Consider the following 23,018-nt stretch of genomic DNA (forward strand, 5'->3'; position numbering starts at 1 on the left):
GATCCTTGTGCTCCATGGCAAGCAGGCATTACAGGCCCTGGCCGCCTGGAATCAGGATGCGTTTCAGGCCAGCTTTGCTGGATGAATTCGGCATTTTCATTGGACGCGAGACGTCCGCGAGAACAATTTGCTGCAGCAGATAACGGGCATAAGCAAGCGGCCGTGTATACGTCAGGGCGTGCATGTGTTCATCCTTGGCTTCCGCAAATGAAGTGCGGCCTGGCTTGGAGTTCACTTCGATCAGCCACAATCTGCCATCCGCATCCGCTCCAAAATCCAGACCCAGTTCTGCAAGCCTGCCGAAACGGCTCTCCAGCAGCGGAGGGATGAGAGCAGCAGCATGCCTGATTTGCTGCAGCAACAGTGCAGCCTGGTCTGTACCGTATCGTTCGGTAAGGTATTCATCAGTTGGATACGCGGTGCCCCCGCCGTGAAGATTCGAGGTGAGAGAGCCTTCGGGGCCTTCGCGTACCATGCAGCCTGTGAGCGTCCAGCGGCCATGCCCGTTTTTTTGCAGCAGCGCCCGGATATCAAATACTCTTCCGAAATGGCTAAGCTCCAGATAAGGCTGCACAATCATCTTTTGTACAGCCTGATGTGATTCCAGCCAGGAAGATACGTCCGATGCTTGCTGAAATGTCTGATGAAAGTATTCGTTGTCTGCGTTTCGGCCCTCAACAATCCAGGCAGATGGCGTCTTTAGGGTAGACAGACGAAAGGTGTTTTTGCCATGAGTTCCTGATGCGGGTTTGAAAAATAAACCTTTGGGCCAGCGCGCAAGCCAACTTTCCCAGGGAATAGACGATCCCACCCGTGAAGTAGGTATGAGCACTTTGCGAAGCGGACCAGGCCCCGACAGAGCTTGATAAATGTCCCATTTGCCAGGCAGACTGGCTGACCATGAGCGCTCCCGCAGGCTGCATGCAGGGGGCAGAAAGGCTTCAATCTGCTGCCTTGCCCTTCGAGAGAGAGGCCGCAGGCAGCGGTTCATAACCAGATCAATGGTTGGAATGTGAACGGCCAGCCACTGCTTCTGATTTTTCCAGTCGTAGATGTAACCTCTGCGAATGTAACTCTCACTCAAGCTGGATGGAATGGGAATGACAACAATTCGCATCCCGTATCTGGAGCTTCCCATACTGAGCCGGCGGCAGAAGTATTCATCTGCGAAAGGAGGTGCCCCTGTTGTTTCGCGGACGAGGACAGCCATCGTATAGCGCTGCATAGATGTAAGCATAATGCTGCACCTCCTTCATAGGATGAACTTCAAAATCCGGCCAGATATGTGGAGTATTCAAGCATGGCCTTGACCGAAGGGCGAATTTTGCTTTCGCTCAGCGGTGTATTATCATTTTTGGATGGTTTGGAATTGACCTCAAGCAGCCAGACACGTCCGCTCGTATCCAGAGCCAGATCAATGCCAAGTTCGCCAAAATGGGCAGGAATAGCACTCTCGATGCCTTTGGCAATATCCAGGGCGGCTGAATGTAGTCCTGCATACGCCGAAGCTTTCGCACTACTGGACAGCTGTGTTTTGGACACAGCCTCCTTCACCGTGCTTAGACTTCCGCCCCGTGCCAGATTGGACACATAATGACTGCCGCCTGCAATGCGGGCAACGATGGAGGTTACGCTCCATTTGCCCGTTTTGTTCTTCTGCACAAGCGCGCGGAAATCAACAGGTCTGCCGCTGTTATCAATCAGGGTCAGCCCTTGCTGGATCTGATAACGCGTTGTTTTCATTTTTCCGGACATACTGGCATACAGTTTATCCAGTGAAGCATAAGTTTGCTTGCGGGTACCTCCGACACTTGTCGCCAGAGTCATAAAACTTCCGTCCGGCTGGCGGGATACCCGGATGATGCCTTTGCCCAGTGAGCCGCGTACCGGCTTCAGAAAGATGACCGGATAACGCTGACACATCGTCTTGAGCATGCTGGATGCTTTGAGTAAATGGGACTCAGGCAGAACCCGCTTAAGTGTCGGGATGGACTTGAGTGCGTCAAACACTTCATTTTTGTCCAGAAACTTTTCATTGAAGGTGTGTGTGCCGTACAGCGATTTTACTTCTTTCATAAAATGCTGTACGCTAGGTTTGTTCTCGAGTTTGCGGGACGTCAGCCGGTTATTGACTACATCTGCTATCGGCAGAACGGTCTTTTTCCAGCCCTCATCATACACCCAGCCTTTCATATAGCCGGTTACTGCTCCGATGTCCTCTGGTGTGAAAAAGGATACATAGGCGCCCTGCTTTCGGCAGGCATGCACTAATTCCTGGCAGAACATCGTAATAGAGCCAAAGGGCCGATCAGGCTGATCGGGGTAATCCTGGCTGACCATAACGCTGATGTAAGGTCCCAGGCGAAGCGTATGGCTGGAAGCACGGTAAGATACCCTCAGGACCGAACGGGGCACAAGGCCGGTTTTGCTGGCTACCGTCTGATTCAGTCTCAGCCCGTCATACCGGGGAACCGGAATGACGGTAACTTCACGGCGGTAAGAGCCGAATTGCAGCTGAAGAGGCCTTCCTGAAGGAATCTTGAGTGCCTTGAGGACCCCTTCGCCCAGCATGATGACGTCGTCCTGCAGGATGCCCGAGCCGGTAACCTGTATCGTTACTTTTTTAGTGGACATCACGGATCTCCTTCCGGGCGGCAGCTTGATGTCTGATCTTGAAGTTGAACGGCATCTGAACATGGCATGTGCTTCATCATATGAGGACATATACCCCTTGGTGATTGACCCACCCGGAATTAAATGTGTTTGATTTGGGACTTTTCGGGCGGCTTGATCCAGAGCTTTGGTTTGAGAGCATAGCAATACGAATTCACATGGATGAAACAACCAATTCGAGGAGGAATCATAATGAATATTTATGACAAGGCCAATGATCTGGCAAAAGCGTTGAGAGAAAGCACGGAGGTAGAGGAGATTACTTCTGCGATGAAACTGATTGAATCCGATCCGGAAGCGAAAGCGATGCTGGATAACTTCCGCAATCAGCAGATGGAACTGCAGCAGCGGATGATGAGCGGGGACATGCCTGCACCGGATGAGATGGAGAAAATGGAGAAGCTGTTCGAGGTATTGAGCCTGAACCTGAACATCCGCCGTCTGTTTGATGCAGAGCGTCGTCTTAGCGTAATTATCGAAGATGTTAACAAAATTATTGCAGACAGCCTCGCTCATCTGTACGGCGGAGCGGAAGCCTAAGACAGACACGAACTTGTCCGTTTTTTCTCTAAACCTCTCATATTACTTCTGAATCGTTCATAGACTAGCAATATAGAGTTGACCTATATAAGTTGAACTCATCATTTATACTGAAACGGAGAGGACAGAAAAGACCTAAAAAAGCGAAGCTAAAAGCTTTCTAAAAGAAAGCTGCATCGGAAGCATAAGCCTCGCCTTTATCACCAGATTTTCCCTTTTGAAAAAGGAATCGAAAAAATCTGGGGATAACAGCGATTGGAAGGTTATTCTGTCATTGGAGTGAAACGTATAAATAACTTTGGTTCGACTTATCACAGATCAACGAACGAAGGAGCTGTGAATGGTGAAGAGGTTGAATAAAACAAAGCATGTTATCTATCTGCTGGTTGCATTGTCGATGCTGGTCATTGCACTTCCGCGAATTTCCTTTGCCGGTGGGTTGGACTGGGTTAATATTTTTGGCATCGTATGGGTGCTGTTTTCCCTGTTGATTGTAGGAGCTCACCTGCATTTCATTCTTGGTGTCGATGAGGAGAAGAAACGTGCGCTGGAGGCAGTACGACGGGCGAAGCTGCGGCAGTGGGAGATGAAGCTGCTGGACAAGCAGGAACAAAGAAAGTCTGTATAAAGATTGCACGGGTCCTGCCCGTGTACCTGAATAAGACCGGAATCCTTGATTGTTATAGGGTTTCGGTCTTTATTTGTATGCAGACGTGGTGAAGGCACTTTGGAATAGAATGCACAGTAAAGCACTGTATATTATTCTCTAAGGTCTACAGCCCGTATGGGGTTATTTTCCTTCAATCATGTTATAATAGATACAGTATGGTACAGATGCAACTTCGGGGGTGGTACAGATGGACGGACAAGAGGAAAACGTCACGAAGCATGAGCAGCTTCTTCAGCATATTGAGCAGTTGAAGGTCGGAAGCAAAATTTCTGTGCGAGGACTGGCGCGTGAACTGGGCGTGAGTGAAGGAACGGCATATCGTGCGGTAAAAGAGGCAGAAAACTTCGGATTGGTCGTAACCAAAGAGAGAATTGGAACCGTTCGGATTGAGAAAAGACCACGGGGAATGTCGGAGCAGCTGACCTTTGCCGATGTGGTTACGATTGTTGAAGGTCATGTGCTGGGTGGCAATGAAGGTTTGACGAAACCGCTGCACAAGTATGTAATCGGAGCGATGAAAGAGCAGGCCATGGCACGTTACATTGATGCTGGAAGCCTGCTGATTGTGGGTAACAGAGAGGATGCGCACTCCCTTGCACTGGAGCAGGGGGCGGGCGTACTGATTACTGGCGGATTTGGCACAAGCAGGGATGTGAGAGTGATGGCAGATGAGCTGGGGCTGCCCATCATTTCCTCCAGGCATGATACATTTACGGTGGCTTCCATGATTAACCGTGCGATTTTTGACCGGCTGATCAAGAAAAAAATTATGCTGGTCGAGGACATTATCGGCCAGAAACCACGGCTGCAGGTGCTTAAAGTGAACAGTTCTGCCGCAGATTTCCATATGCTGGTTTCCGAGACCGGAGAGCATCGTTTTCCCGTTGTAGATGAGTGGAATCGCGTTATCGGCATTGTTAGTCTGAAGGATGTCAGTGAGCTACAGTCAGACCAAAGTATTGAAAAGTGTGTGGTTCGCCGCCCGGTTACAGCATCCTTGCAAACATCTCTGGCCTCGGCCGCGCAGATCATGACCTGGGAAGGCATTGATTTCCTGCCAATTGTAGACCGCAACCGTAAACTGATCGCCTCCGTTACACGCAAGGAAGTGCTTCAGGCTATGCGGGATGCCCAGAAGCAGCCGCAGCTTGGCGAAACATTTGATCATCTGATCTGGAATGGATTCGCAGAGGAACGCGGGGAGCATAATGAACTGCTGTTTCACGGATTTATTATTCCCCAGATGGCTACGGATCTCGGCACGATCTCGGAAGGGGTACTGCTGAATATTATGACACAGGCTGGACGAAGAGCTGCCTGGGATGTAACAGGAAACGACCATGTGGTAGATAATGTTACGACGTATTTTGTGCGTCCGGTGCAGATTGAGGATCAGATTATTGTACGTCCGATGATTCTGGAGACCAGCCGTCGTACATGCAAAATGGACATCGTCATCACCCGAGAGGGCAGTGTGGTGTGTAAAGCTGTAATGACCCTGCAATCCATAGATCATGCATAGGGTGAGCATTTTGTAAATAGTTACGTAAATCGAATTGGATTTAATAATAAAGACAGGTTATATGTGAGCAAATAACCCAAAAGAGAGCATCCCGGTTCAGCGGGCATGCTCTCTTTTTTGGTGCGGTTGGTTGCGCTGGGCAAACACTAATTGTTTGATCGTTAAGCCGATGCGTCACCGGAACGCTGTTGAAGCCTGGCGTAATAACTGCGGTTACGTAATCCGGCGAATACGTTATAGGCACCGATTACCAGGAAAAGCGCTTCCACTATAACAGACAGTGTAGATCCGGTGTAGACAAACATCAGGATCAACGCAAGAAGCATGAGCATACAGCCCATCCAGATATTCGTCCAGGAACGATACAAGCCTGCAAGATGCGGGTCTGGAGTCCGGCGCGAACGAATGCTGTTCAGTGCGGAACAGATCATAACGATGGCGAACAGAGCAATGAGCACATATTTGAATACTTCGATCAACACGCAGAAGCAGCTCCTTTTCTGAAAAACATATACTGCCCTCATTGTATCATGTGATCGTGCAGACAAGGGCAGTTTTTTGAAGTTTTTCCTGAGATTAAGCTGGTACGTGCATCCGAATCTGTACCCACACCTGAAGCACACCTTCCATGACAAGCATTGTTTTGACCTGAACGACATATTCCTTTTCTCTGACCATATAGATTTTCTGGTTGAGCATGATCCGGGTCATTTTGCTGTACTCATCAATGTTAAATACATCTCTTCCACGCAGTACCTCCAGATCGTCCCCCAGCTTCTGAAGCATCAATTTCAGTGAAGCCTCATCCGGCCCTTTATCGGATTCCTCTGCGCGGATTTTGATCTCCTTGATTACCGTTTGGCGTTTACTGTATTTTTTCAGCGTTTTGATATCCTCCTCGTTCTGATGCAGCTGCAGCTGCAGCTCCTGGTTGTTTAGCCACAACTGGTTGTAGCTCACATGAAACACTCCGTTATACACGACACATCCAGCGATCATTCCCAGCACAAAAACAGCAGTCATACGCATCAGCGGGCGGTAACGGGAGAAGGGAGGAAGTCTCATGGCTTGTTATCCCGGGTCAACTTAACCCCGGCCTCCACCGCATACCCACTTGACGAGCTCGGTTCCCATATGCGCACCCATAAACGCAGAGATCAGATATAAAATTTGTTTGACCGCCGGTGACAGGTTGCCATCCAGAACATTGCTCTCGATTACACGCATTGGATCGATCGTACCGCCTACAGCGGCAGCGAGCGCCCATATTTTGATTTTGCCGGAAATATCGAGCATCGTCTGTGTAGGAGGCTGGAGAGAGATGACTGCACCAATGCCTCCAATCATCGCGCCGCCCAGCACGATTCCAAATGCAATAAAAAAATCAAGAATGGCTTTGGATAAAAAAGTGCTCACTGGCAACACCCCTTTCAGACCCAGCAGCACACCTCCTGTCTCGAGTCTGCAACAGGGGGAGCGGCTTGTACTTCTATTGTATGGGCGAGCCCCCTGTCGTTATGATAAAATAGAATAATAAACTCTTTTATATATAAGGAGCATTCTTATCGTTATAAAATCATTCATTTAACGCGTGTCTTCATGAATCCACAGGATTCAAATAATACGCATGAGAGATACATTAGGGCAGCACGCAGCCTGCGCTGAGTGCTGTCACTGTTAGCGGTGAAAGGAAGTAAAAAACATGAGTTCTTTTGTGCATTTGCATGTTCACAGCGAATACAGTTTGCTGGATGGCGCTGCGCGTATTCCGGATCTCGTGGATAAAGCCGCAGATCTGGGAATGACAACCCTGGCGCTGACCGATCATGGCGTAATGTATGGTGCGATACCATTTTATAAAGCTTGTCTGGAACGGGGCATCAAGCCCATTATTGGCTGTGAGGCTTATATGACTGCAGGTTCTCGCAAGGAGCGTGGCAGTCGCAAGGATCAGCCGATCTACCATTTGATTTTGCTGGCGAAAAATATGACGGGATACCGGAACCTGATGAAGCTGTGTTCCATTGGACATTTGGAAGGTTTCCATTATAAGCCGCGTATTGATATGGAGAGTCTTGCTGCGCATCATGAAGGGATTATCTGTCTAAGCGCCTGTCTTGGCGGCGAAGTGCCACAGCATCTGCTGCATGGACGTGAAGAAGAGGCGCGCCGGGCAGCGATGCGTTACAAAAATATTTTCGGGCCGGACTATTATCTGGAGCTGCAGGATCACGGGCTGTCTGAGCAAAAGAGAGTTAATCCGCAGCTGATCAAGCTGGCGGCTGAATTGGATATTCCGCTTGTGGCAACAAATGATGCCCACTATCTGTCGGAGGAGGATGCAGAGCTGCAGGATGTGCTGATCTGTATCGGTACAGGCAAAACGGTAGAGGATGAGACTCGTTTACGGATCGGCTCGAATCAGTTGTTTCTGAAAAGTGCAGAGCAGATGTCCCGTCTGTTTCCTCATGTGCCGGAGGCTATTGCGAATACGGTGCGCATTGCTGATGCTTGTGAGCTGGAACTGGAATTCGGCAAATCTATTTTGCCGGAATACCGTCCGTTGCCTGAGGGGCTGAGCCCATCGGCATATTTGCGTCAGCTGTGTGAGGAAGGCATGCAATCCCGATATGTCGATTCCGAGCGATGGAACGATGCGGAGCTCAGGGCGGAGCTTGAACAACGACTGGATTATGAGCTGCGTGTCATTGACAGCATGGGATTCTCCGATTATTTCCTGATTGTATGGGACTTTATCGCGTATGCACACCAGCAGGGCATCGTTACCGGGCCTGGGCGGGGTTCATCTGCGGGAAGTCTGGTGGCATATACGCTGCGTATTACGGATGTGGATCCGATGAAATACAATCTGCTCTTCGAGCGGTTTCTGAACCCTGAACGGATATCCATGCCCGATATCGATATCGATTTCAGTGATGAACGCCGTGACGAGGTCATTGATTATGTAGCACAGAAATACGGCAAAGCCCACGTTGCCCAGATTATTACGTTTGGAACGATGGCGGCCCGGGCTGCTGTTCGTGATGTCGGGCGGGCGCTGAATGTGCCATATGGCGAAGTGGACAAGGCTGCGAAGCTGATTCCTGCACAGCTTGGCATTAATATTGAACGAGCGATGGAAGCTGCACCTGAGCTGAAAATGCTCTATGAAACAAAACCGAAAACACGCGGGCTGCTGGATATGGCGATGAAGGTTGAGGGCATGCCGCGTCATGCCTCTACTCACGCCGCGGGTGTGGTGATCTCCCGTGACCCGTTGACTGATGCGGTGCCGCTTCAGGAGGGCAGTGAAGGAACAGCATTAACCCAATATTCCATGGAGAGTCTGGAATCGATCGGACTGCTCAAAATGGACTTTCTCGGATTGCGGACGCTATCTATTATAGAACGGTGTCTGCGCTGGATCGGGGAACATGCAGAGATTCCGGATTTCACGCGCATCTCGGATGATGATCCGCTCACATATGAGATGCTGGGACGCGGGGATACGATGGGCATATTCCAGCTGGAATCTGCCGGAGTGCGCCGTGTGTTGAAGGAAATGAAGCCGAGTGTATTCGAGGATATCATTTCCGTGCTGGCCCTGTATCGTCCAGGTCCGATGGAGTTTATCTCCAAATATATTCAAGGAAAGCACGGGCAGATTGAAGTTGATTATCCACATAGAGACCTGGAGCCGATTCTGAAAGATACGTATGGCATTATTGTGTATCAGGAGCAGATTATGCAGATTGCTTCGCGGATGGCGGGTTTCTCACTGGGGGAAGCCGACTTGCTTCGCAGAGCGGTGTCCAAGAAAAAGCGGGAAGTGCTGGATGAGGAACGCGGACACTTTGTTCAGGGCAGTCTGAAGCAAGGTTACAGTGAGGCCGAAGCCGATCTTGTTTACGATATGATCGTCAAGTTTGCAAACTATGGCTTTCCACGTGCGCACGCCGCTGCGTACGGTGTGCTGGCTTTTCAAACCGCTTATCTGAAGGCGCACTATCCCGTGCATTTCATGGCCTCCATGCTGACGGCTGTGATGGGCAGTCACCGGAAGGTTGCAGAATATGTTGTCGAATGCAGGCACATGCAGATTGACGTGCTTCCGCCAGACGTTAATGAGAGCGGTGTTTTATTTACACCGGTGTTTGCAGCTGCGGGTGACAGGAGCAATGCCCTGTCAACGAATGTGAAAGAGACAATTTCTGAAGGTAAACAGGAAAATGCCGCTTCTGAGGGTGAATTGAAAAATGCTGCTATTGAGGTTAAATTGAAAAATGCCAATAATGGATATTCAAAAGAGCCTCAGCCCGATGAAGCTCGTGAAGCCAATGAAGCTCATGAGGCTTACGTAACTGGCGAAGCCCATGTAATTCATGATGATCGTTCGCATGCTCACTACGGCGAACAGGAGGACTATGGAGATGCACCGTTACCCGATGATCCGGGCCCGATGCCTGAAGAGGATGGGAGCGGCGGCTGGCAGGCTGTATCCGTTATGCCTGTTGATGATACGTCCGCAGGACGGACTGACCCGGGCTTGGTCAACATATCGACATCACAAGCGGTGCAGCTGCAGGCTCGGGAGCATGATCAGCAACATGGTCAAAAACAAGACCAGATGACTGCACAGAACGATGATAAGCGGGCTGCATATGCATCTGTACAGCAGGGTTCGTCTATTGAGATGAGAGCAGAGCTGGCACGTGATGAAGAAACTGGAAAGACGATTTCTTCCGCGTCAGGAGCGATACGTTTTGGCCTGGCCGCAGTGAAAAATGTAGGGACACAGGCGATGGAAAGCATTATGGCTGTAAGACAGGAAAAGCCGTTTGACAGCCTGCTTGATTTTTGCCGTCGTGTCGATCTGCGGGTATGCAATAAACGTGTTATTGAATCGCTCATTCAGGCCGGGGCGTTTGACAGCCTGCCTGGACATCGTGCTCAGCTACTGGCGATGCTGGACGAGACGGTGGAGGCGGCACTCAAGTGGCGTAAAGAACGCGAGGACTTGCAGATTCAGCTGTTTGACTTTGTAGAGACGCCGAACTGGGAGATTGAATACCCTGAAATTCCACCGTTCTCTGCCAGTCAGCAGCTGGAGCTGGAGCGTGAATTGCTCGGCTTGTATCTGTCGGGTCATCCCTTGGATGATTACGAGGCTGTGCTGGCATCCAGCGGGGCTGACCGCATCATGGAGTTAACAGAGGCGGCTGACGATACGATGGCTGTCGCCGCAGGTATGGTGGTGTCTGTGAAGTCGATTACGACGAAACAGGGCAAGGCTATGGCGTTCATGGAGCTGGAAGACCAGGTCGAACGCTGTGAAGTGGTTCTCTTTCCCGAGGTATGGCGGCGCAGCCAGCAGCATGTCGGGAAAGGTGAACTGCTCGTCGTGCGTGCCAGAGTGCAGCAGCAGGACGAAGGGTTCAAGCTGCTGGCCGAGGAAGTGTCGCCGCTGACAACGGCGGCACTGGAGCAGCAGCTGCGCAGCCGCGAGCGCCGCGGCAAGCCCGGCAGCGGCAGCGCTTCGCGCCCGGCGCAGGCGGCTTCGCCGCAGCGTCCGGCGGGCGCGGGAGCCGCAGCGCAGCGCAGCAGCGCAGGCGGTAACGCTTCCGCTGCGCGTGGCAGCGGAAGCCGTGGCCCTGCCTCGGCGCGCAGCGAGGCAGGCACAGGCGCCGCAGCCGGCGCGCGCGCGGGCAGTGCGGCGCCTGCGGGCAACGCGGGGCCGAGCCGTGCCCCGCGGGGGGCCGAGCAGCGGGTGTTCGTGAAGCTCACCCCGCAGGCCGAGCAACCCGAGCTGCTGGTGCGCCTCAAAGAGCTGCTGCAGCAGCACCCAGGCCCAGTGGCGACCGTGCTCTTCTACGAGCAGCATCAGAAGCTGCTCGCCCTGAGCGACGCCTACCGGATCAAACCTTCACCGGCCCTGTTCTCCGAAATGGAGAAAATGCTTGGTGAAGGCACAGTCAAAATCAAATAAAGCTGAAGCACGTAAGCATCCGCTTCAGCCAGAGTGTCCGCCGTGCATTAGCTGAACGGCGGACATTTTTTTCAGCTAAAGCTCTCTACAGGAGCATAATAAACATAATAAATCACATCGTATATCACTTTTAGATGTATTATCCCATAGACGTTCAACGAGAAGGTTTTTCGCTTCGCTCTGCACTAAGCTCCAAGCTCTAACGATTCCCACAAACCTTATTTTGCGAAAATAGAGGGTGTTATAATTCTAACGATCACCAGAAACGTTATTCTGTTGAAAAATAGAGAAAAACGCCGAAAAGTACTACCTTTTGATGAAATAACGTCCCTGTGAATCGTTACGTTTTTTAAACGTCGATTTGGAGGTAAATAGCGTCATCTGGGATCGTTAGCGAGTCTGTGAGTCGTCTCCGCTTTCCTGCATCACATAACCTTTTACATCCCCGTTAGTGTGCAATATCTATCAGAGCATTCCCATCCTCACCGTTAGTCAGTCACTCATACGAGCGCACCGGCATCCCCGTAAGTCCAGTCACCCAATCGAGCTTCCGCACCAGCGTTAGTTAGTAACTCATTCGTGTGCTCCGGCATCCCGGTAAGTCCAGTCACCTATCCGAGCTGCCGCATCACAGTTAGTCAGTAACCCACTCGTGTGCTTCTCCATCTCTGTTAATCAAGTCACTCATTCGATCACACCGCCATCCCCGTAAGTCCAGTCACCTATCCGAGCTCCCGCATCACCGTTAGTCAGTAACCCACTCGTGTGCTCCTCCATCTCTGTTAATCAAGTCACTCATTCGATCACACCGCCATCCTCGTAAGTCCAGTCACCCAATCGAGCTCCCGCATCAACGTTAGTCAGTAACCCATTTGTGTGCTCCTGCATCCCCGTAAGTTCAGTCACTCATTCCAGGGCTCCCGCCCTCAATTTTAGTCAAACAGCTCCCCCGTAGGCTTCTTCGTCAACGTTACTCATGCAACTCACACATGATCGCCATGTATACAAGCTTTTAGTAGTCCATATAAGTTGAACTAAAGATTTTAAACAATACCGATGACAGACCAACCTGGAGAGTAGCGGTTATCCCCAGTTTTTTTTGATTCCCTTTTCCAGAGGGGAAAATCCGGTGAACAGCTTATGCTTCCGATGCAGCTTTCCTTCAGAAAGCTTTCAGGCGACCGCTCCGCTTTTCAGTTTTTTTGTCCTCTCCGTTCACGTGTGAATAAATAGTCCAACTTATATATCTATACAAACTGTGTGCTCTGCATCTACTGCCGATTACTACGAATTTCATTTATTACAGTGGCCTTGCTTGCCTGGCACATTCGCATATTTTATGAACATTTTGCGAGATTGCTGCATACACTTGAGAACACCGAAGGACCTTGAGGACCTCGGGGGATTGATGCGGGAGGTCGAGATATGTCATATGAAATCGTGGAAGCCATGCTGGCCCGGCGGGGTGTACAGATTGATGCGATCGCAGAAATTGTATATCGTTTGCAAAAAGGGTACCACCCGGAATTGACCATGGACGACTGTGTAACCAGCGTAAAATCCGTTTTGCAGAAAAGAGAGGTGCAGTATACGCTGTACACTGGCATTGCGCTGGATGAGCTGGCTGAAAAGAAGCTTCTGCCCCAGCCGTTACAAGCCATTATGGAAGCAGATGAGTCCCTGTATGGAGTGGACGAGACTCTGGCCTTAGGGATAACACATGTGTATGGCATGATTGGTTTGACCAGCTTCGGTTATCTGGATAAAGAGAAAATTGGCGTCATTCATGATCTGAACGAGCAGCGCTCGGCCGTACATGTGTTTCTGGATGATCTGGTTGCAGGCCTAGCGGCAGCCGCCTCTGCCCGAATTGCACACAAAAATATTAAAGCCAAAAAGTACCCCTCAGACCTGTAACCCCCTGAATTGCCATTTGTCATACTGTGGACATTCCGTTGAGCTGCGCGGGAGGAACAAGGGCGGCTATAGCTGCCCTGCAAGGCTTTTTCCCGTTTTGAAAAAGCTGCGAAATAAATCACAGCACTATGACCTTCCTGTTCTCCAAGGTGGGGCCAACGTCCCGAATAATCCGATTTTCTCGTCAAAGGTCCCGAACCCTTCCTTGCAGAAAAAAACGGAGGTATGGTATCATTAGTCCAATATACGGGCTCTGAACATTAGCTTAGGGGGCGGACAAGGCATGTGGACGGTGATTTACATTGCACCGACAGCAAAGGTTGCGGACAAGATCAAAACCAAGCTTTCGGAAGAAGGTTTTCTGGTACAGACCCGTCCTATCAGTTTATCCAAGCAACAATATGAGATTCGCGTCCCTTCTGGGGAATTGGAAGAGGTTCAGGAAGTGTTGAATTCCATTCTGCATTCCTGATTCACTCGATATTGAAGTGCCTTGGCAGATGACAAAGTACCATGGGTACATAAGGGGCTGACCGCGAAAGCGGAGAGAGGAATCGACTTGCATGTGTGTACTGCTGTCCTTCCTTCTTTTTTTGTTAAGATATAGACCTGATGTGATGCTCCCAAAGGCTCTGCCAAGCGGATTCAAACAAAGACGAAACAGTCTTTCGGTTATTGCAGGTAACATCAATTGTGCGGAGAGAAACCGCTGATTTTTGCCTTGTACCGGCGGATTTTTTTGTTGTGGATGCTGGACAAGGTCTAAGACATCATATTGAATGATAAGCGTAAGCGGTTCACCGCAGCATGCAGATCAAGCTGGTTTTGCAGCGAGCTGCAGACTGCGGCCATCAAATCAATGGCTGGAGAGGTGTAGTTGTGTTCAAAGATATATTCCAAAAGAAACGGAAGTACGCTACCATACCTTCCGAGCGTGCAGTTCCAGGCGAACGTCAGGAAGCCATCGAGCGCCCGAAACGTGAAATACCTGAAGGGCTCATGAACAAGTGCAGCAAGTGCGGCACGATTCAATATAGCAAGGAACTGGAGAAAAACCTGAAGGTCTGTCCTTCCTGCGGCTACCATATGCGTCTTAACGCCATGGAGCGTATTGCAATGGTCCTGGATGAAGAAGGCTTTGTGGAGTATGATGCTGATATGGTGTCGGTTGATCCACTCGGGTTTCCAGGATACAGCAACAAGCTGGAGCAGCAGCGTCTGAAATCCGGCCTGAAGGAAGCTGTTATTACGGGACAAGGTACGATTGAAGGCTTGCCTGTTGTCGTTGCTGTGATGAGCTTTGATTTCTTCACAGGCAGCATGGGCTCCGTTGTGGGTGAGAAGATTACTCGCGCCGTTGAGCAGGCGATTGAGAAAAAGCTTCCGTTAATCATTTTCTCCACTTCGGGCGGAGCGCGGATGCAGGAGAGTATTCTGAGTTTGATGCAAATGGCTAAAACAAGTGCGGCTTTGGCTCGTTTGGATGAGCAGGGCGGTTTGTATATTTCCGTGATTACCGACCCGACAACGGGCGGAGTATCGGCTAGTTTTGCGAGCCTGGGCGATATTAATATCGCTGAGCCGGGGGCTGTATTCGGTTTTGCGGGCAGAATTGTAATTGAGCAGACCATACGTCAGAAGTTGCCTGATGATTTCCAAACGGCAGAGTTTAATCTCCAGCATGGTCAGCTGGATATGGTTGTTCATCGGAAAGAACTTCGGGCAACCCTCAGCAAGCTTCTCGATATGCACAGTGAAAAGGGAGGGGTCTAAATGGCGGGTGGTTTGCCATATGAAGCGCCTCTGATTGAGATGCGCAAAAAGATTGAAGAACTCGTTCAGTTCGGACAGGAAAAAGGGATTGATTTCACTGAAGAGATTGCTCGCCTGGAAGAACGTTATCATAGACTGGAAGAAGAGATCTACACGGGCATTACGGCAGCTCAGAAAATGCATCTGGCCCGTCATCAGCAGCGCCCGACAGCGCTGGACCTGATTCAGCTTATTTTTACCGACTTTATGGAGCTGCACGGTGACCGTATGTTTGGCGACGATCTGGCTGTTGTTGGCGGACTGGCCAAGCTGAACGGACAGACAGTAACCGTTATCGGACAACAGCGTGGTAAGGATACAAAGGATAATATTGCTCGTTTTTTCGGGAGTGCTCATCCTGAGGGCTTCCGCAAAGGACTGCGTTTGATGAAGCAGGCTAACAAATTTGGACGCCCTATTATTACCTTTGTTGATACTAAAGGAGCGTATCCGGGTAATACTGCTGAAGAGAGAGGTCAATCCGAAGCGATTGCCCGCAACCTGATGGAAATGGCCAAGCTTTCCGTTCCTGTCATTGTTGTGGTTATTGGTGAAGGTGGAAGCGGCGGTGCGCTGGCTATGGCTGTAGGCAATCGTGTGCTGATGCTTGAGCATGCCATTTATTCTGCCATTTCTCCAAACGGGGCAGCTTCGATTCTGTGGAAGGATGCATCCAAAGCGGATCAGGCAGCGGAAGCGATGAAAATTACGGCTAAAGACCTGTTGGAGATGGAAGTCATTGAAGAGATCATTCCTGAACCGCGCGGCGGTGCGCATCGGGATTATGAAGAAGCGGCAGCAGCCATCTCGGAAGCGCTTGTTCGCCATCTGCAAGAGATGAAGGGATGGAGTGCGGAGCAGCTGAAGCAGGACCGTTATGAGAAATTCCGCAAAATCGGCTCAGTAACCTTTGAAACGCCAGCACCCGAGGCAGAATCGGCTGTAGAAAGCGAGTCTTTAGGCGAAGAAGCCGTACCGCAATCCGGGTCAGAATCTATTGAGGTTCAAGCATCGGAACAGCCGCTGCAGGCTGAGCCTGTGAGAAATTTGTCGGGAAATGCAGAATAATATGACGAATTTCCTATACAAATAGGAAAAAGTATAGTAAATTTAATAGTTGGAAAAAGAAAAATAGAGATATAAAGAAAGACCTTTAAAATCGGAGGAAACCCAAAATGCGCAAAACGAAAATTGTATGTACGATTGGTCCATCCAGTGAATCCCTGGAGAATACCAAGAAACTGATTATGGCTGGCATGAACGTAGCCCGTCTGAACTTCTCCCACGGTGATTTCGATGAGCACGGCGGACGGATCAAAGCGATTCGCCAAGCATGTGAAGAACTGAACAAAACTGTAGCAATCCTGCTGGATACCAAAGGACCGGAAATTCGCACAGGTAAACTCGAAGTTGAGCCGATTGAACTGGTTCAGGACGAGTACATCACTTTGACAACAGAAGAAATTCTGGGAACCAAAGACCGTCTTTCCATTACGTATGCAGATCTTCCTAATGATGTTGAAGCAGGATCTACGATTCTGATCGACGACGGTCTGATCGGACTGACTGTGGTGGAAGTACAAGGCACAGAGATCAAATGCCGTATCGTAAACGGCGGTACAATCAAAAGCAAAAAAGGTGTTAACGTACCAGGCGTAGCCATCTCCCTGCCAGGTATCACTGAAAAAGACGCTAACGATATCGTGTTTGGTATTGAGCAAGGTATCGATTTCATCGCGGCTTCTTTTGTACGTAAAGCAAGTGACGTGCTTGAAATTCGTGAATTGCTTGAAAAACATAACGCAGGTCATATTCAAATTATCTCCAAAATCGAAAACCAGCAAGGTGTGGACAACCTGGATGAAATCCTTGAAGTGTCTGACGGCCTGATGGTTGCTCGTGGAGACCTTGGTGTAGAGATTCCTGCTGAAGAAGTACCATTGGTACAAAAACGTATGATCGAAAAATGTAACGTTGCTGGTAAACCGGTAATTACAGCTACACAAATGCTGGATTCCATGCAGCGCAACCCGCGTCCAACTCGTGCAGAGGCGAGTGACGTAGCGAATGCCATCTTTGACGGTACGGACGCGATCATGTTGTCTGGTGAGACGGCTGCTGGTAAATATCCGGTAGAATCCGTTCTGACGATGTCACGCATTGCTGAAAAAGCAGAATCCGCTCTGCCTTACCAAGAGCTGTATCTGAAACAACGTGTTGCTCAACAAACAACAGTTACTGAAGCAATCAGCCAATCCGTTGCGCTGTCCGCTCAGGATTTGAATGCAAAAGCGATCATCACTTCGACTGAATCTGGTCATACAGCACGTATGATCTCCAAATACCGTCCAGAAGCACCGATCATTGCGGTAACTACAGAAGACAGAACTTCCCGTCGTCTGGCACTGGCTTGGGGTGTAACTCCGGTTAAAGGCAGACTGGTGGATTCTACAGATGCTTTGTTCGAAAATGCAATTGAAGGCGGCGTGAAATCCGGCCTGGTTAAAGAAGGAGACCTCGTTGTTATCACAGCAGGAGTACCTCTGGGCCGATCAGGTTCTACGAACCTGATCAAAGTAAGCCAAATTTCAAACAACGCTTAAATCAGCGCGGCTTGGAATAGGAGCAAGGAAAGAAGCAATGGGGCGTTTGTGCCCCGTTGCTTTTTTCAATATTAATGACACGATTCTGCGTTGGAGTGCGTATGAATGGTAGAGCCAAGGAGGCTGGAACCGTGCTAAAAGAGAGTAATGGCAGCTGGTATGCCGCACAGCTCCGTGTGCGTTATCAGGAAAGCGACCAGATGGGCGTCGTATATCACGCGAACTATTTAAATTGGTTTGAGATCGGGCGAACCGAGATGATTCGCCAAATGGGGTATACATATCGTAAAATGGAAGAGCAGGGGCTGTTGCTTCCTGTAACCGGGCTGGATGTGAAATATCACAAGCCGGCACGCTACGATGATGAGATTATCATCTTTACTCGGATCACTGCCTTTAGCGGTCTGCGTTTGACATATGAATACGATGTTAGACGCATATCTGAAGCATTTGAGCATTCACAAGTTACCGCAGAGCGTGTGTGGTCCTCAAGCGAATCGCTTCCTGGCGAAAGATTGGTTACAGGCTCCACCCAGCATGTATGGGTTAATGGGGACTGGAAGCCGGTTCGTCTGGATAAGGCAGCTGCTGAGCTGTACAGTGCGCTTGAGAAGGTATGGCTTTCAGGAAAGGAGTAATATATTCATGCGAAAATGGATGTGGGTACTGCTTTTAATCATTCCGGTGATTGAGCTGTTTGGTTTTATTCTGATGAGTGACTGGATCGGGGCCGGAAAAACGCTGCTTCTTATGATTCTCACGTCCTTGATTGGTATAGCCATGCTGCAGTTTGAGGGGCGAAAGGTGCTGTTTGACGCCAGAGCCGAGATGGAGCGAGGGCAGGTGCCCGGCCGCAAGATGGTCGATGGATTGTTTATTTTTGTCGGTGGCTTCCTGCTGTTAATCCCTGGATTTGTAACGGACATTATCGGCTTTACGCTGGTATTTCCGTTAACTCGTCCAATCTACCGGTTATTCTTCTTGGGCTGGCTGGAGAAAAAGCTGAGAAACGGCAGCATCACCTTCTATCGCCGTCCCAAATAAAGCGGTGTAGATGCTTGCGCGTGAAATGCTCCGTTCCGCAGACTTAACGGTCTGGGACGGAGCATTTTTTTTTTTCTGATCGTATCCGATTCATCGGACCCGGCCATTAATGATATAGGTCCTTAGGTCCCGCAATACATTCGCGCGATTAAAGGCATCGAGGATAACGAGACTGACCGGGCCGATAATGAGACCGAGCACGCCAAACAGCTTCAAACCAACAAACATGCCTACAAGGGTCGCCAGCGGGTCCAGACCTACACTGCTTGCAAGTACCTTCGGCTCGATGATCTGGCGGGCAACAAGCAGGATGAGATAAATGACACTAATGCCTATACCGAGATAGAGGTCCCCGTTCATGAACAGATATGCTGCCCAAGGTACCATAACCAGTCCCACACCAAGATAAGGGAGCAGGTCAACCAGACCAATCAGCAGTGCGATGGTGAAGGCGGATTTGACTTGAAGGATCAGCAGTCCGATCATGACAAACAGAGCTGTAATCGAGATCATAATAAGCTGTGCACGTACATAACCGAAGAGTGCTTTCTTCAGATCATTCCATATGTCGGAGACTGGCTTGCGAACAGAAGAAGGGAACCAGCCGGATACCGTAATGCTGTGGCGTGTCCAGCTGTTGCTGATAAAGAAGGTGGACAGGAGAACAACAATCAATACAGCCCCCATATTAGGTAAAGACGTCAGCAGATTCAGAATCATGTTAAAAAAGCCGGTTACGAGGTCAGACACTGCTGTGCCTACAGTTTCTGTTGTTTTGCTGATGTTGCTATTGATGGTTTCCTGATAGTTGGGATTTTCCTTGTAAAAATCATTAATTTGTGCGATCAGACTTTGAATCGTATCGTTCTGTGTCCAGCGGACAAACGTGGCCTTGATCTCGTCCACATGAAGATCAAAGCTGTTGGTGAGTGAAATAACCTCTTTGACCATTCGGGTGATCGCCGCAGACAGGATGACAGCAATCGCACCGAAATACAGAATCAGTGACAGTGTGACCGCTAGCCAGCGCGGGAACCGAAGCCTGTTCTGAAGCAGCTTGACCAGCGGGTTCATGGCATAAGCAAAAATCCATGCAATGACAAAAGGATATAACAGCGGGAGCAGCAAATATATTGCAACGGCAATCAGCAGGGTGGCAATCAGGACCCACAGACCGCGAAGCAGACGTTTGACAAGGATTCGGTCCAACGATCAACTCTCCTTTATGCAAATCATGCGTTTATCTTAATTAATATAGAGCAATCCCGTGCTTTTGAAACGCCAAAAACATGTGTTTAGCCCGAGAGTTGAATTTTCGCTTACATATTATCTGCCTAGAGTATGCCTGAGGTTTACAAAATATAGCAATACTTTTTTTCGCTCGTATAATTGTTTATTACACATTAAATGTCAACCTTGCTTGTGTAAAGGTTTTCAAAAATGCTTTATCGGTGCGATAAATATGTTTGATGTGCGAATGAACTCTCATCATGTTCACATAAACGACAAAATCCAGTATGATGATATAAGTAAATACCGATTGACAGATAATAAAACCGTATTTTGGAAACTTGCGTCATTTTTAAAATGAAACGGTTTACAAAATAGGTTAGGTGCACTTAGGCACTGATATGACTCTGATGATTCCTGATTTCGCTTATTAAAGGAGAGATGTAATATGACAGCTACCAAAGGTCTGGAAGGCATCGTTGCAACAACCTCTTCGATCAGCTCTATTGTAGACGGTGTGCTTACATACCGTGGATACAACATTGATGATTTGGCTGAACATGCGAGTTTTGAAGAAGTTGCTTATCTGCTCTGGTTTGGCAAATTGCCAACAGCTGATGAATTGAAGGCACTTCGTAAAAGCCTGAGCGATTACGCGCCAATTCCGAGCGAGTTAATTGCACAAATTAAATTGTATCCGAAAAACATCAGCACGATGGCAGCTCTTCGTTCTGCAGTATCTGCCCTTGCACTTTATGATGAGCAAGCGGATGAGATGACAGCGGAAGCGAACGAAAACAAAGCGGTCAAGCTGCAAGCGCAGCTGCCCACCATTGTAGCGGCAATCTCACGAATTCGTAAGGGACAAGAGCCTGTGCCTCCGAAAGAAGGCGCTTCCATTGCTGAAAATTTCTTATACATGATGACAGGGGAAGAGCCGTCAGAAACTGCGGTGAAGGCACTGGATCAGGCGCTTGTTCTGCACGCGGATCACGAGCTGAACGCTTCGACCTTTGCAGCCCGCGTTACTGTGGCAACTTTGTCTGATATCTATTCCGGGGTTACTTCAGCGATTGGTGCACTTAAAGGCCCATTGCATGGTGGTGCGAACGAAGCGGTGATGAAAATGCTGGACGAAATCGGTACACCGGATCGTCTGGAAGCGGCTATTCAGGAGAAACTGAACAACCGTGAGAAGATCATGGGCTTTGGACACCGCGTTTACAAAAACGGTGATCCACGTGCGAAGCATTTGCAGAAGATGTCCAAAGAGCTGGGCGAGATGAACAATGATACACGCCTGTATGAGATGTCTGTGAAGATTGAAGAGATCGTGACAGGTCAAAAGGGACTGAAGCCGAATGTCGACTTCTATTCCGCTTCGGTTTATACGCAGCTGAAGATTGATCAGGAGCTGTTCACACCAATCTTTGCCATTAGCCGTGTGTCCGGTTGGACAGCACACATTCTTGAACAGCTTGCGGATAACCGTATCATTCGTCCACGCGCCGAGTACACAGGTCCGACAGATCAAAAGTACGTTGCTATTGATCTTCGCTAAACGGCAGCAAAAACAGTATAATCATATAGATGAGGTGAAGGGCTTGCGGGTACAGGGCAGTGCTGCCTTGTAACAACAGCCCTTCCTTCCTGCAATAATGTGGTATGCTTCATACTGTGAAACCAAAACTTAGGAGGAATTGTAATTATGAAATTGGAAAAATTTGCACTCCCAACTGAAGGCGAAAAAATTCAAATTGATAACGGTACGCTTCAAGTACCTAATAATCCAATCATTCCATTCATCGAAGGTGACGGTACAGGCCGTGACATCTGGAAAGCTTCCGTTCGCGTTCTGGATGCAGCGGTAGAGAAAGCATACAACGGCACTAAAAAAATCGCTTGGTATGAAGTGTTTGCTGGTGAGAAAGCATTCAATACATACGGTGAGTGGTTGCCGAATGATACACTTGAGGCAATTCGTGAGTACATCGTAGCGATCAAAGGACCTCTGACTACACCAATCGGCGGCGGAATTCGTTCCCTGAACGTAGCACTGCGTCAAGAGCTTGACCTGTACACTTGCCTGCGTCCGGTACGTTATTTCAACGGTGTACCTTCCCCGGTTAAACGTCCTGAGCTGGTAGACATGGTGATCTTCCGTGAGAACACAGAGGACATCTATGCAGGGATCGAGTACGCAGAAGGTTCTGCAGAAGTGAAAAAAGTAATTCAGTTCCTGCAGCAGGAGATGGGTGTTAACAAAATCCGCTTCCCTGAAACTTCAGGTATTGGTATCAAACCTGTATCTGAGGAAGGTTCAAAACGTTTGGTTCGTGCAGCGGTACAATATGCTGTTGACCACAACCGCAAGAGCGTTACACTTGTACACAAAGGTAACATCATGAAATTCACTGAAGGTGCTTTCAAAAACTGGGGTTACGAAGTGGCTGAAGCTGAATTTGGCGACAAAGTATTCACATGGGCACAATACGATGTGATCAAAGAAAAAGAGGGCACAGATGCAGCAAATGCAGCACAAAAAGCAGCAGAAGATGCTGGTAAAATCATCGTAAAAGATGCTATTGCCGATATCGCTTTGCAGCAAGTATTGACTCGCCCGGGTGAGTTCGATGTCATTGCAACGCTGAACCTGAACGGTGACTATCTGTCTGACGCGCTTGCAGCACAAGTTGGCGGAATTGGTATCGCTCCAGGGGCAAACATCAACTACGTAACTGGACATGCCATCTTCGAAGCAACACACGGTACTGCACCGAAATACGCGGATAAAGATGTCGTGAACCCTGGTTCCGTAATTCTGTCCGGTGTAATGTTGCTTGAGCACCTGGGCTGGCAAGAAGCGGCTAACCTGATCTACAAAGGTATGGAAACATCCATTAACAATAAAACAGTAACTTATGACTTTGCACGTCTGATGGACGGCGCAACTGAAGTGAAATGTTCCGAATTCGCTGATCAAATCATTAGCAACCTGTAACAAAAACCTGTAAGGGGAGA

General features: G+C 49.2%; 19 protein-coding genes. 13 read left to right on the top strand and 6 right to left on the bottom strand.

Features of this window, described 5'->3' with window-relative positions; all coding sequences use genetic code 11:
• Nucleotides 1–28: 28 nt before the first annotated feature.
• Both IEW26_RS14620 and IEW26_RS14625 read right to left on the bottom strand, forming a co-directional pair.
• On the bottom strand, nt 29–1,237 hold the full coding sequence (locus tag IEW26_RS14620; RefSeq protein WP_145403005.1) for a YheC/YheD family endospore coat-associated protein: 1,209 nt from the start codon (nt 1,235–1,237) through the stop codon (nt 29–31).
• A 29-nt stretch (nt 1,238–1,266) separates the two neighbouring features.
• A complete protein-coding gene (locus tag IEW26_RS14625) occupies nt 1,267–2,634 on the bottom strand; it encodes a YheC/YheD family endospore coat-associated protein (protein WP_145403004.1) in 1,368 nt (455 codons plus the stop codon).
• Between the two features lie 231 nt (nt 2,635–2,865).
• Here IEW26_RS14625 and IEW26_RS14630 point away from each other — a divergent pair, with 231 nt between their 5' ends.
• The 3 genes from IEW26_RS14630 (at nt 2,866) to IEW26_RS14640 (ending at nt 5,405) form a co-directional block, all read left to right on the top strand.
• The gene (locus tag IEW26_RS14630) at nt 2,866–3,213 is read left to right on the top strand and encodes a YlbF/YmcA family competence regulator (protein WP_145403003.1); all 348 of its coding nucleotides are present in this window, start codon (nt 2,866–2,868) and stop codon (nt 3,211–3,213) included.
• Nucleotides 3,214–3,553: 340 nt separating this feature from the next.
• Nucleotides 3,554–3,841 carry a hypothetical protein gene (locus IEW26_RS14635; RefSeq protein ID WP_188592953.1) on the top strand — a complete coding sequence of 96 codons (288 nt, stop codon included), beginning with the start codon at nt 3,554–3,556 and terminating at the stop codon, nt 3,839–3,841.
• A 229-nt stretch (nt 3,842–4,070) separates the two neighbouring features.
• A complete protein-coding gene (locus IEW26_RS14640) occupies nt 4,071–5,405 on the top strand; it encodes a DRTGG domain-containing protein (RefSeq protein WP_188592954.1) in 1,335 nt (444 codons plus the stop codon).
• Nucleotides 5,406–5,566: 161 nt separating this feature from the next.
• On the opposite strand, the gene IEW26_RS14645 is transcribed toward IEW26_RS14640, so the two are convergent.
• The 3 genes from IEW26_RS14645 to IEW26_RS14655 form a co-directional block, all read right to left on the bottom strand.
• Nucleotides 5,567–5,887: a YtpI family protein gene (locus IEW26_RS14645; protein ID WP_188592955.1), complete on the bottom strand. Its 321-nt coding sequence runs from the start codon at nt 5,885–5,887 to the stop codon at nt 5,567–5,569.
• A 94-nt stretch (nt 5,888–5,981) separates the two neighbouring features.
• The gene (locus IEW26_RS14650) at nt 5,982–6,470 is read right to left on the bottom strand and encodes a sporulation membrane protein YtrI (protein WP_111271560.1); all 489 of its coding nucleotides are present in this window, start codon (nt 6,468–6,470) and stop codon (nt 5,982–5,984) included.
• A gap of 21 nt (nt 6,471–6,491) precedes the next feature.
• Complete coding sequence (locus tag IEW26_RS14655; RefSeq protein ID WP_095288133.1) at nt 6,492–6,821, bottom strand: YtrH family sporulation protein; 330 nt, start codon at nt 6,819–6,821, stop codon at nt 6,492–6,494.
• Nucleotides 6,822–7,107: 286 nt separating this feature from the next.
• Between IEW26_RS14655 and IEW26_RS30360 the strand changes: the two genes are divergently transcribed.
• From IEW26_RS30360 to IEW26_RS14700, 8 genes are all read left to right on the top strand, one after another.
• Nucleotides 7,108–11,391, top strand: coding sequence for a DNA polymerase III subunit alpha (locus IEW26_RS30360; RefSeq protein WP_229729871.1), 4,284 nt, complete (start codon nt 7,108–7,110; stop codon nt 11,389–11,391).
• A 1,425-nt stretch (nt 11,392–12,816) separates the two neighbouring features.
• Nucleotides 12,817–13,308 (top strand): phosphatidylglycerophosphatase A family protein, encoded by a 492-nt coding sequence (locus IEW26_RS14670; RefSeq protein ID WP_110893739.1) that lies wholly within the window; start codon nt 12,817–12,819, stop codon nt 13,306–13,308.
• 283 nt (nt 13,309–13,591) lie between these two features.
• Nucleotides 13,592–13,780 carry a glutamate decarboxylase gene (locus tag IEW26_RS14675; protein WP_090920220.1) on the top strand — a complete coding sequence of 63 codons (189 nt, stop codon included), beginning with the start codon at nt 13,592–13,594 and terminating at the stop codon, nt 13,778–13,780.
• Between the two features lie 407 nt (nt 13,781–14,187).
• Entirely contained in the window at nt 14,188–15,081 is an 894-nt protein-coding gene (accD, locus tag IEW26_RS14680) for an acetyl-CoA carboxylase, carboxyltransferase subunit beta (protein ID WP_184180413.1), read from the top strand.
• Nucleotides 15,082–16,188 carry an acetyl-CoA carboxylase carboxyltransferase subunit alpha gene (locus IEW26_RS14685; protein ID WP_229729872.1) on the top strand — a complete coding sequence of 369 codons (1,107 nt, stop codon included), beginning with the start codon at nt 15,082–15,084 and terminating at the stop codon, nt 16,186–16,188.
• Between the two features lie 107 nt (nt 16,189–16,295).
• Nucleotides 16,296–17,723, top strand: coding sequence for a pyruvate kinase (pyk, locus tag IEW26_RS14690; protein ID WP_111273154.1), 1,428 nt, complete (start codon nt 16,296–16,298; stop codon nt 17,721–17,723).
• Nucleotides 17,724–17,824: 101 nt separating this feature from the next.
• Entirely contained in the window at nt 17,825–18,361 is a 537-nt protein-coding gene (locus IEW26_RS14695; protein WP_188592956.1) for an acyl-CoA thioesterase, read from the top strand.
• A gap of 1 nt (nt 18,362) precedes the next feature.
• Nucleotides 18,363–18,767, top strand: a complete 405-nt coding sequence (locus IEW26_RS14700; protein WP_111273165.1) for an FxsA family protein — start codon at nt 18,363–18,365, stop codon at nt 18,765–18,767.
• A 90-nt stretch (nt 18,768–18,857) separates the two neighbouring features.
• Here IEW26_RS14700 and ytvI read toward each other — a convergent pair whose 3' ends face one another.
• Nucleotides 18,858–19,976: a sporulation integral membrane protein YtvI gene (gene ytvI / locus IEW26_RS14705; protein WP_188592957.1), complete on the bottom strand. Its 1,119-nt coding sequence runs from the start codon at nt 19,974–19,976 to the stop codon at nt 18,858–18,860.
• A gap of 469 nt (nt 19,977–20,445) precedes the next feature.
• Between ytvI and citZ the strand changes: the two genes are divergently transcribed.
• Together citZ and icd are read left to right on the top strand one after the other, a co-directional pair.
• Nucleotides 20,446–21,558: a citrate synthase gene (gene citZ, locus IEW26_RS14710; RefSeq protein WP_111273157.1), complete on the top strand. Its 1,113-nt coding sequence runs from the start codon at nt 20,446–20,448 to the stop codon at nt 21,556–21,558.
• Between the two features lie 147 nt (nt 21,559–21,705).
• Nucleotides 21,706–22,998, top strand: coding sequence for an NADP-dependent isocitrate dehydrogenase (gene icd / locus IEW26_RS14715; RefSeq protein ID WP_111273158.1), 1,293 nt, complete (start codon nt 21,706–21,708; stop codon nt 22,996–22,998).
• Nucleotides 22,999–23,018 lie beyond the last annotated feature (20 nt).

Origin of the sequence: Paenibacillus silvae (genome assembly GCF_014639235.1) — a bacterium.
Lineage (GTDB): Bacteria > Bacillota > Bacilli > Paenibacillales > Paenibacillaceae > Paenibacillus > Paenibacillus silvae.

Excerpts from the sequence above, each read along its gene's own strand:
- IEW26_RS14620 (WP_145403005.1), bottom strand. The coding sequence starts at position 1,237 with ATGCTTACATCTATGCAGCGCTATACGATGGCTGTCCTCGTCCGCGAA.
- IEW26_RS14625 (WP_145403004.1), bottom strand. The coding sequence starts at position 2,634 with ATGTCCACTAAAAAAGTAACGATACAGGTTACCGGCTCGGGCATCCTG.
- IEW26_RS14630 (WP_145403003.1), top strand. The coding sequence starts at position 2,866 with ATGAATATTTATGACAAGGCCAATGATCTGGCAAAAGCGTTGAGAGAA.
- IEW26_RS14635 (WP_188592953.1), top strand. The coding sequence starts at position 3,554 with ATGGTGAAGAGGTTGAATAAAACAAAGCATGTTATCTATCTGCTGGTT.
- IEW26_RS14640 (WP_188592954.1), top strand. The coding sequence starts at position 4,071 with ATGGACGGACAAGAGGAAAACGTCACGAAGCATGAGCAGCTTCTTCAG.
- IEW26_RS14650 (WP_111271560.1), bottom strand. The coding sequence starts at position 6,470 with ATGAGACTTCCTCCCTTCTCCCGTTACCGCCCGCTGATGCGTATGACT.
- IEW26_RS30360 (WP_229729871.1), top strand. The coding sequence starts at position 7,108 with ATGAGTTCTTTTGTGCATTTGCATGTTCACAGCGAATACAGTTTGCTG.
- IEW26_RS14670 (WP_110893739.1), top strand. The coding sequence starts at position 12,817 with ATGTCATATGAAATCGTGGAAGCCATGCTGGCCCGGCGGGGTGTACAG.
- IEW26_RS14675 (WP_090920220.1), top strand. The coding sequence starts at position 13,592 with ATGTGGACGGTGATTTACATTGCACCGACAGCAAAGGTTGCGGACAAG.
- IEW26_RS14685 (WP_229729872.1), top strand. The coding sequence starts at position 15,082 with ATGGCGGGTGGTTTGCCATATGAAGCGCCTCTGATTGAGATGCGCAAA.
- pyk (WP_111273154.1), top strand. The coding sequence starts at position 16,296 with ATGCGCAAAACGAAAATTGTATGTACGATTGGTCCATCCAGTGAATCC.
- IEW26_RS14695 (WP_188592956.1), top strand. The coding sequence starts at position 17,825 with ATGAATGGTAGAGCCAAGGAGGCTGGAACCGTGCTAAAAGAGAGTAAT.
- citZ (WP_111273157.1), top strand. The coding sequence starts at position 20,446 with ATGACAGCTACCAAAGGTCTGGAAGGCATCGTTGCAACAACCTCTTCG.
- icd (WP_111273158.1), top strand. The coding sequence starts at position 21,706 with ATGAAATTGGAAAAATTTGCACTCCCAACTGAAGGCGAAAAAATTCAA.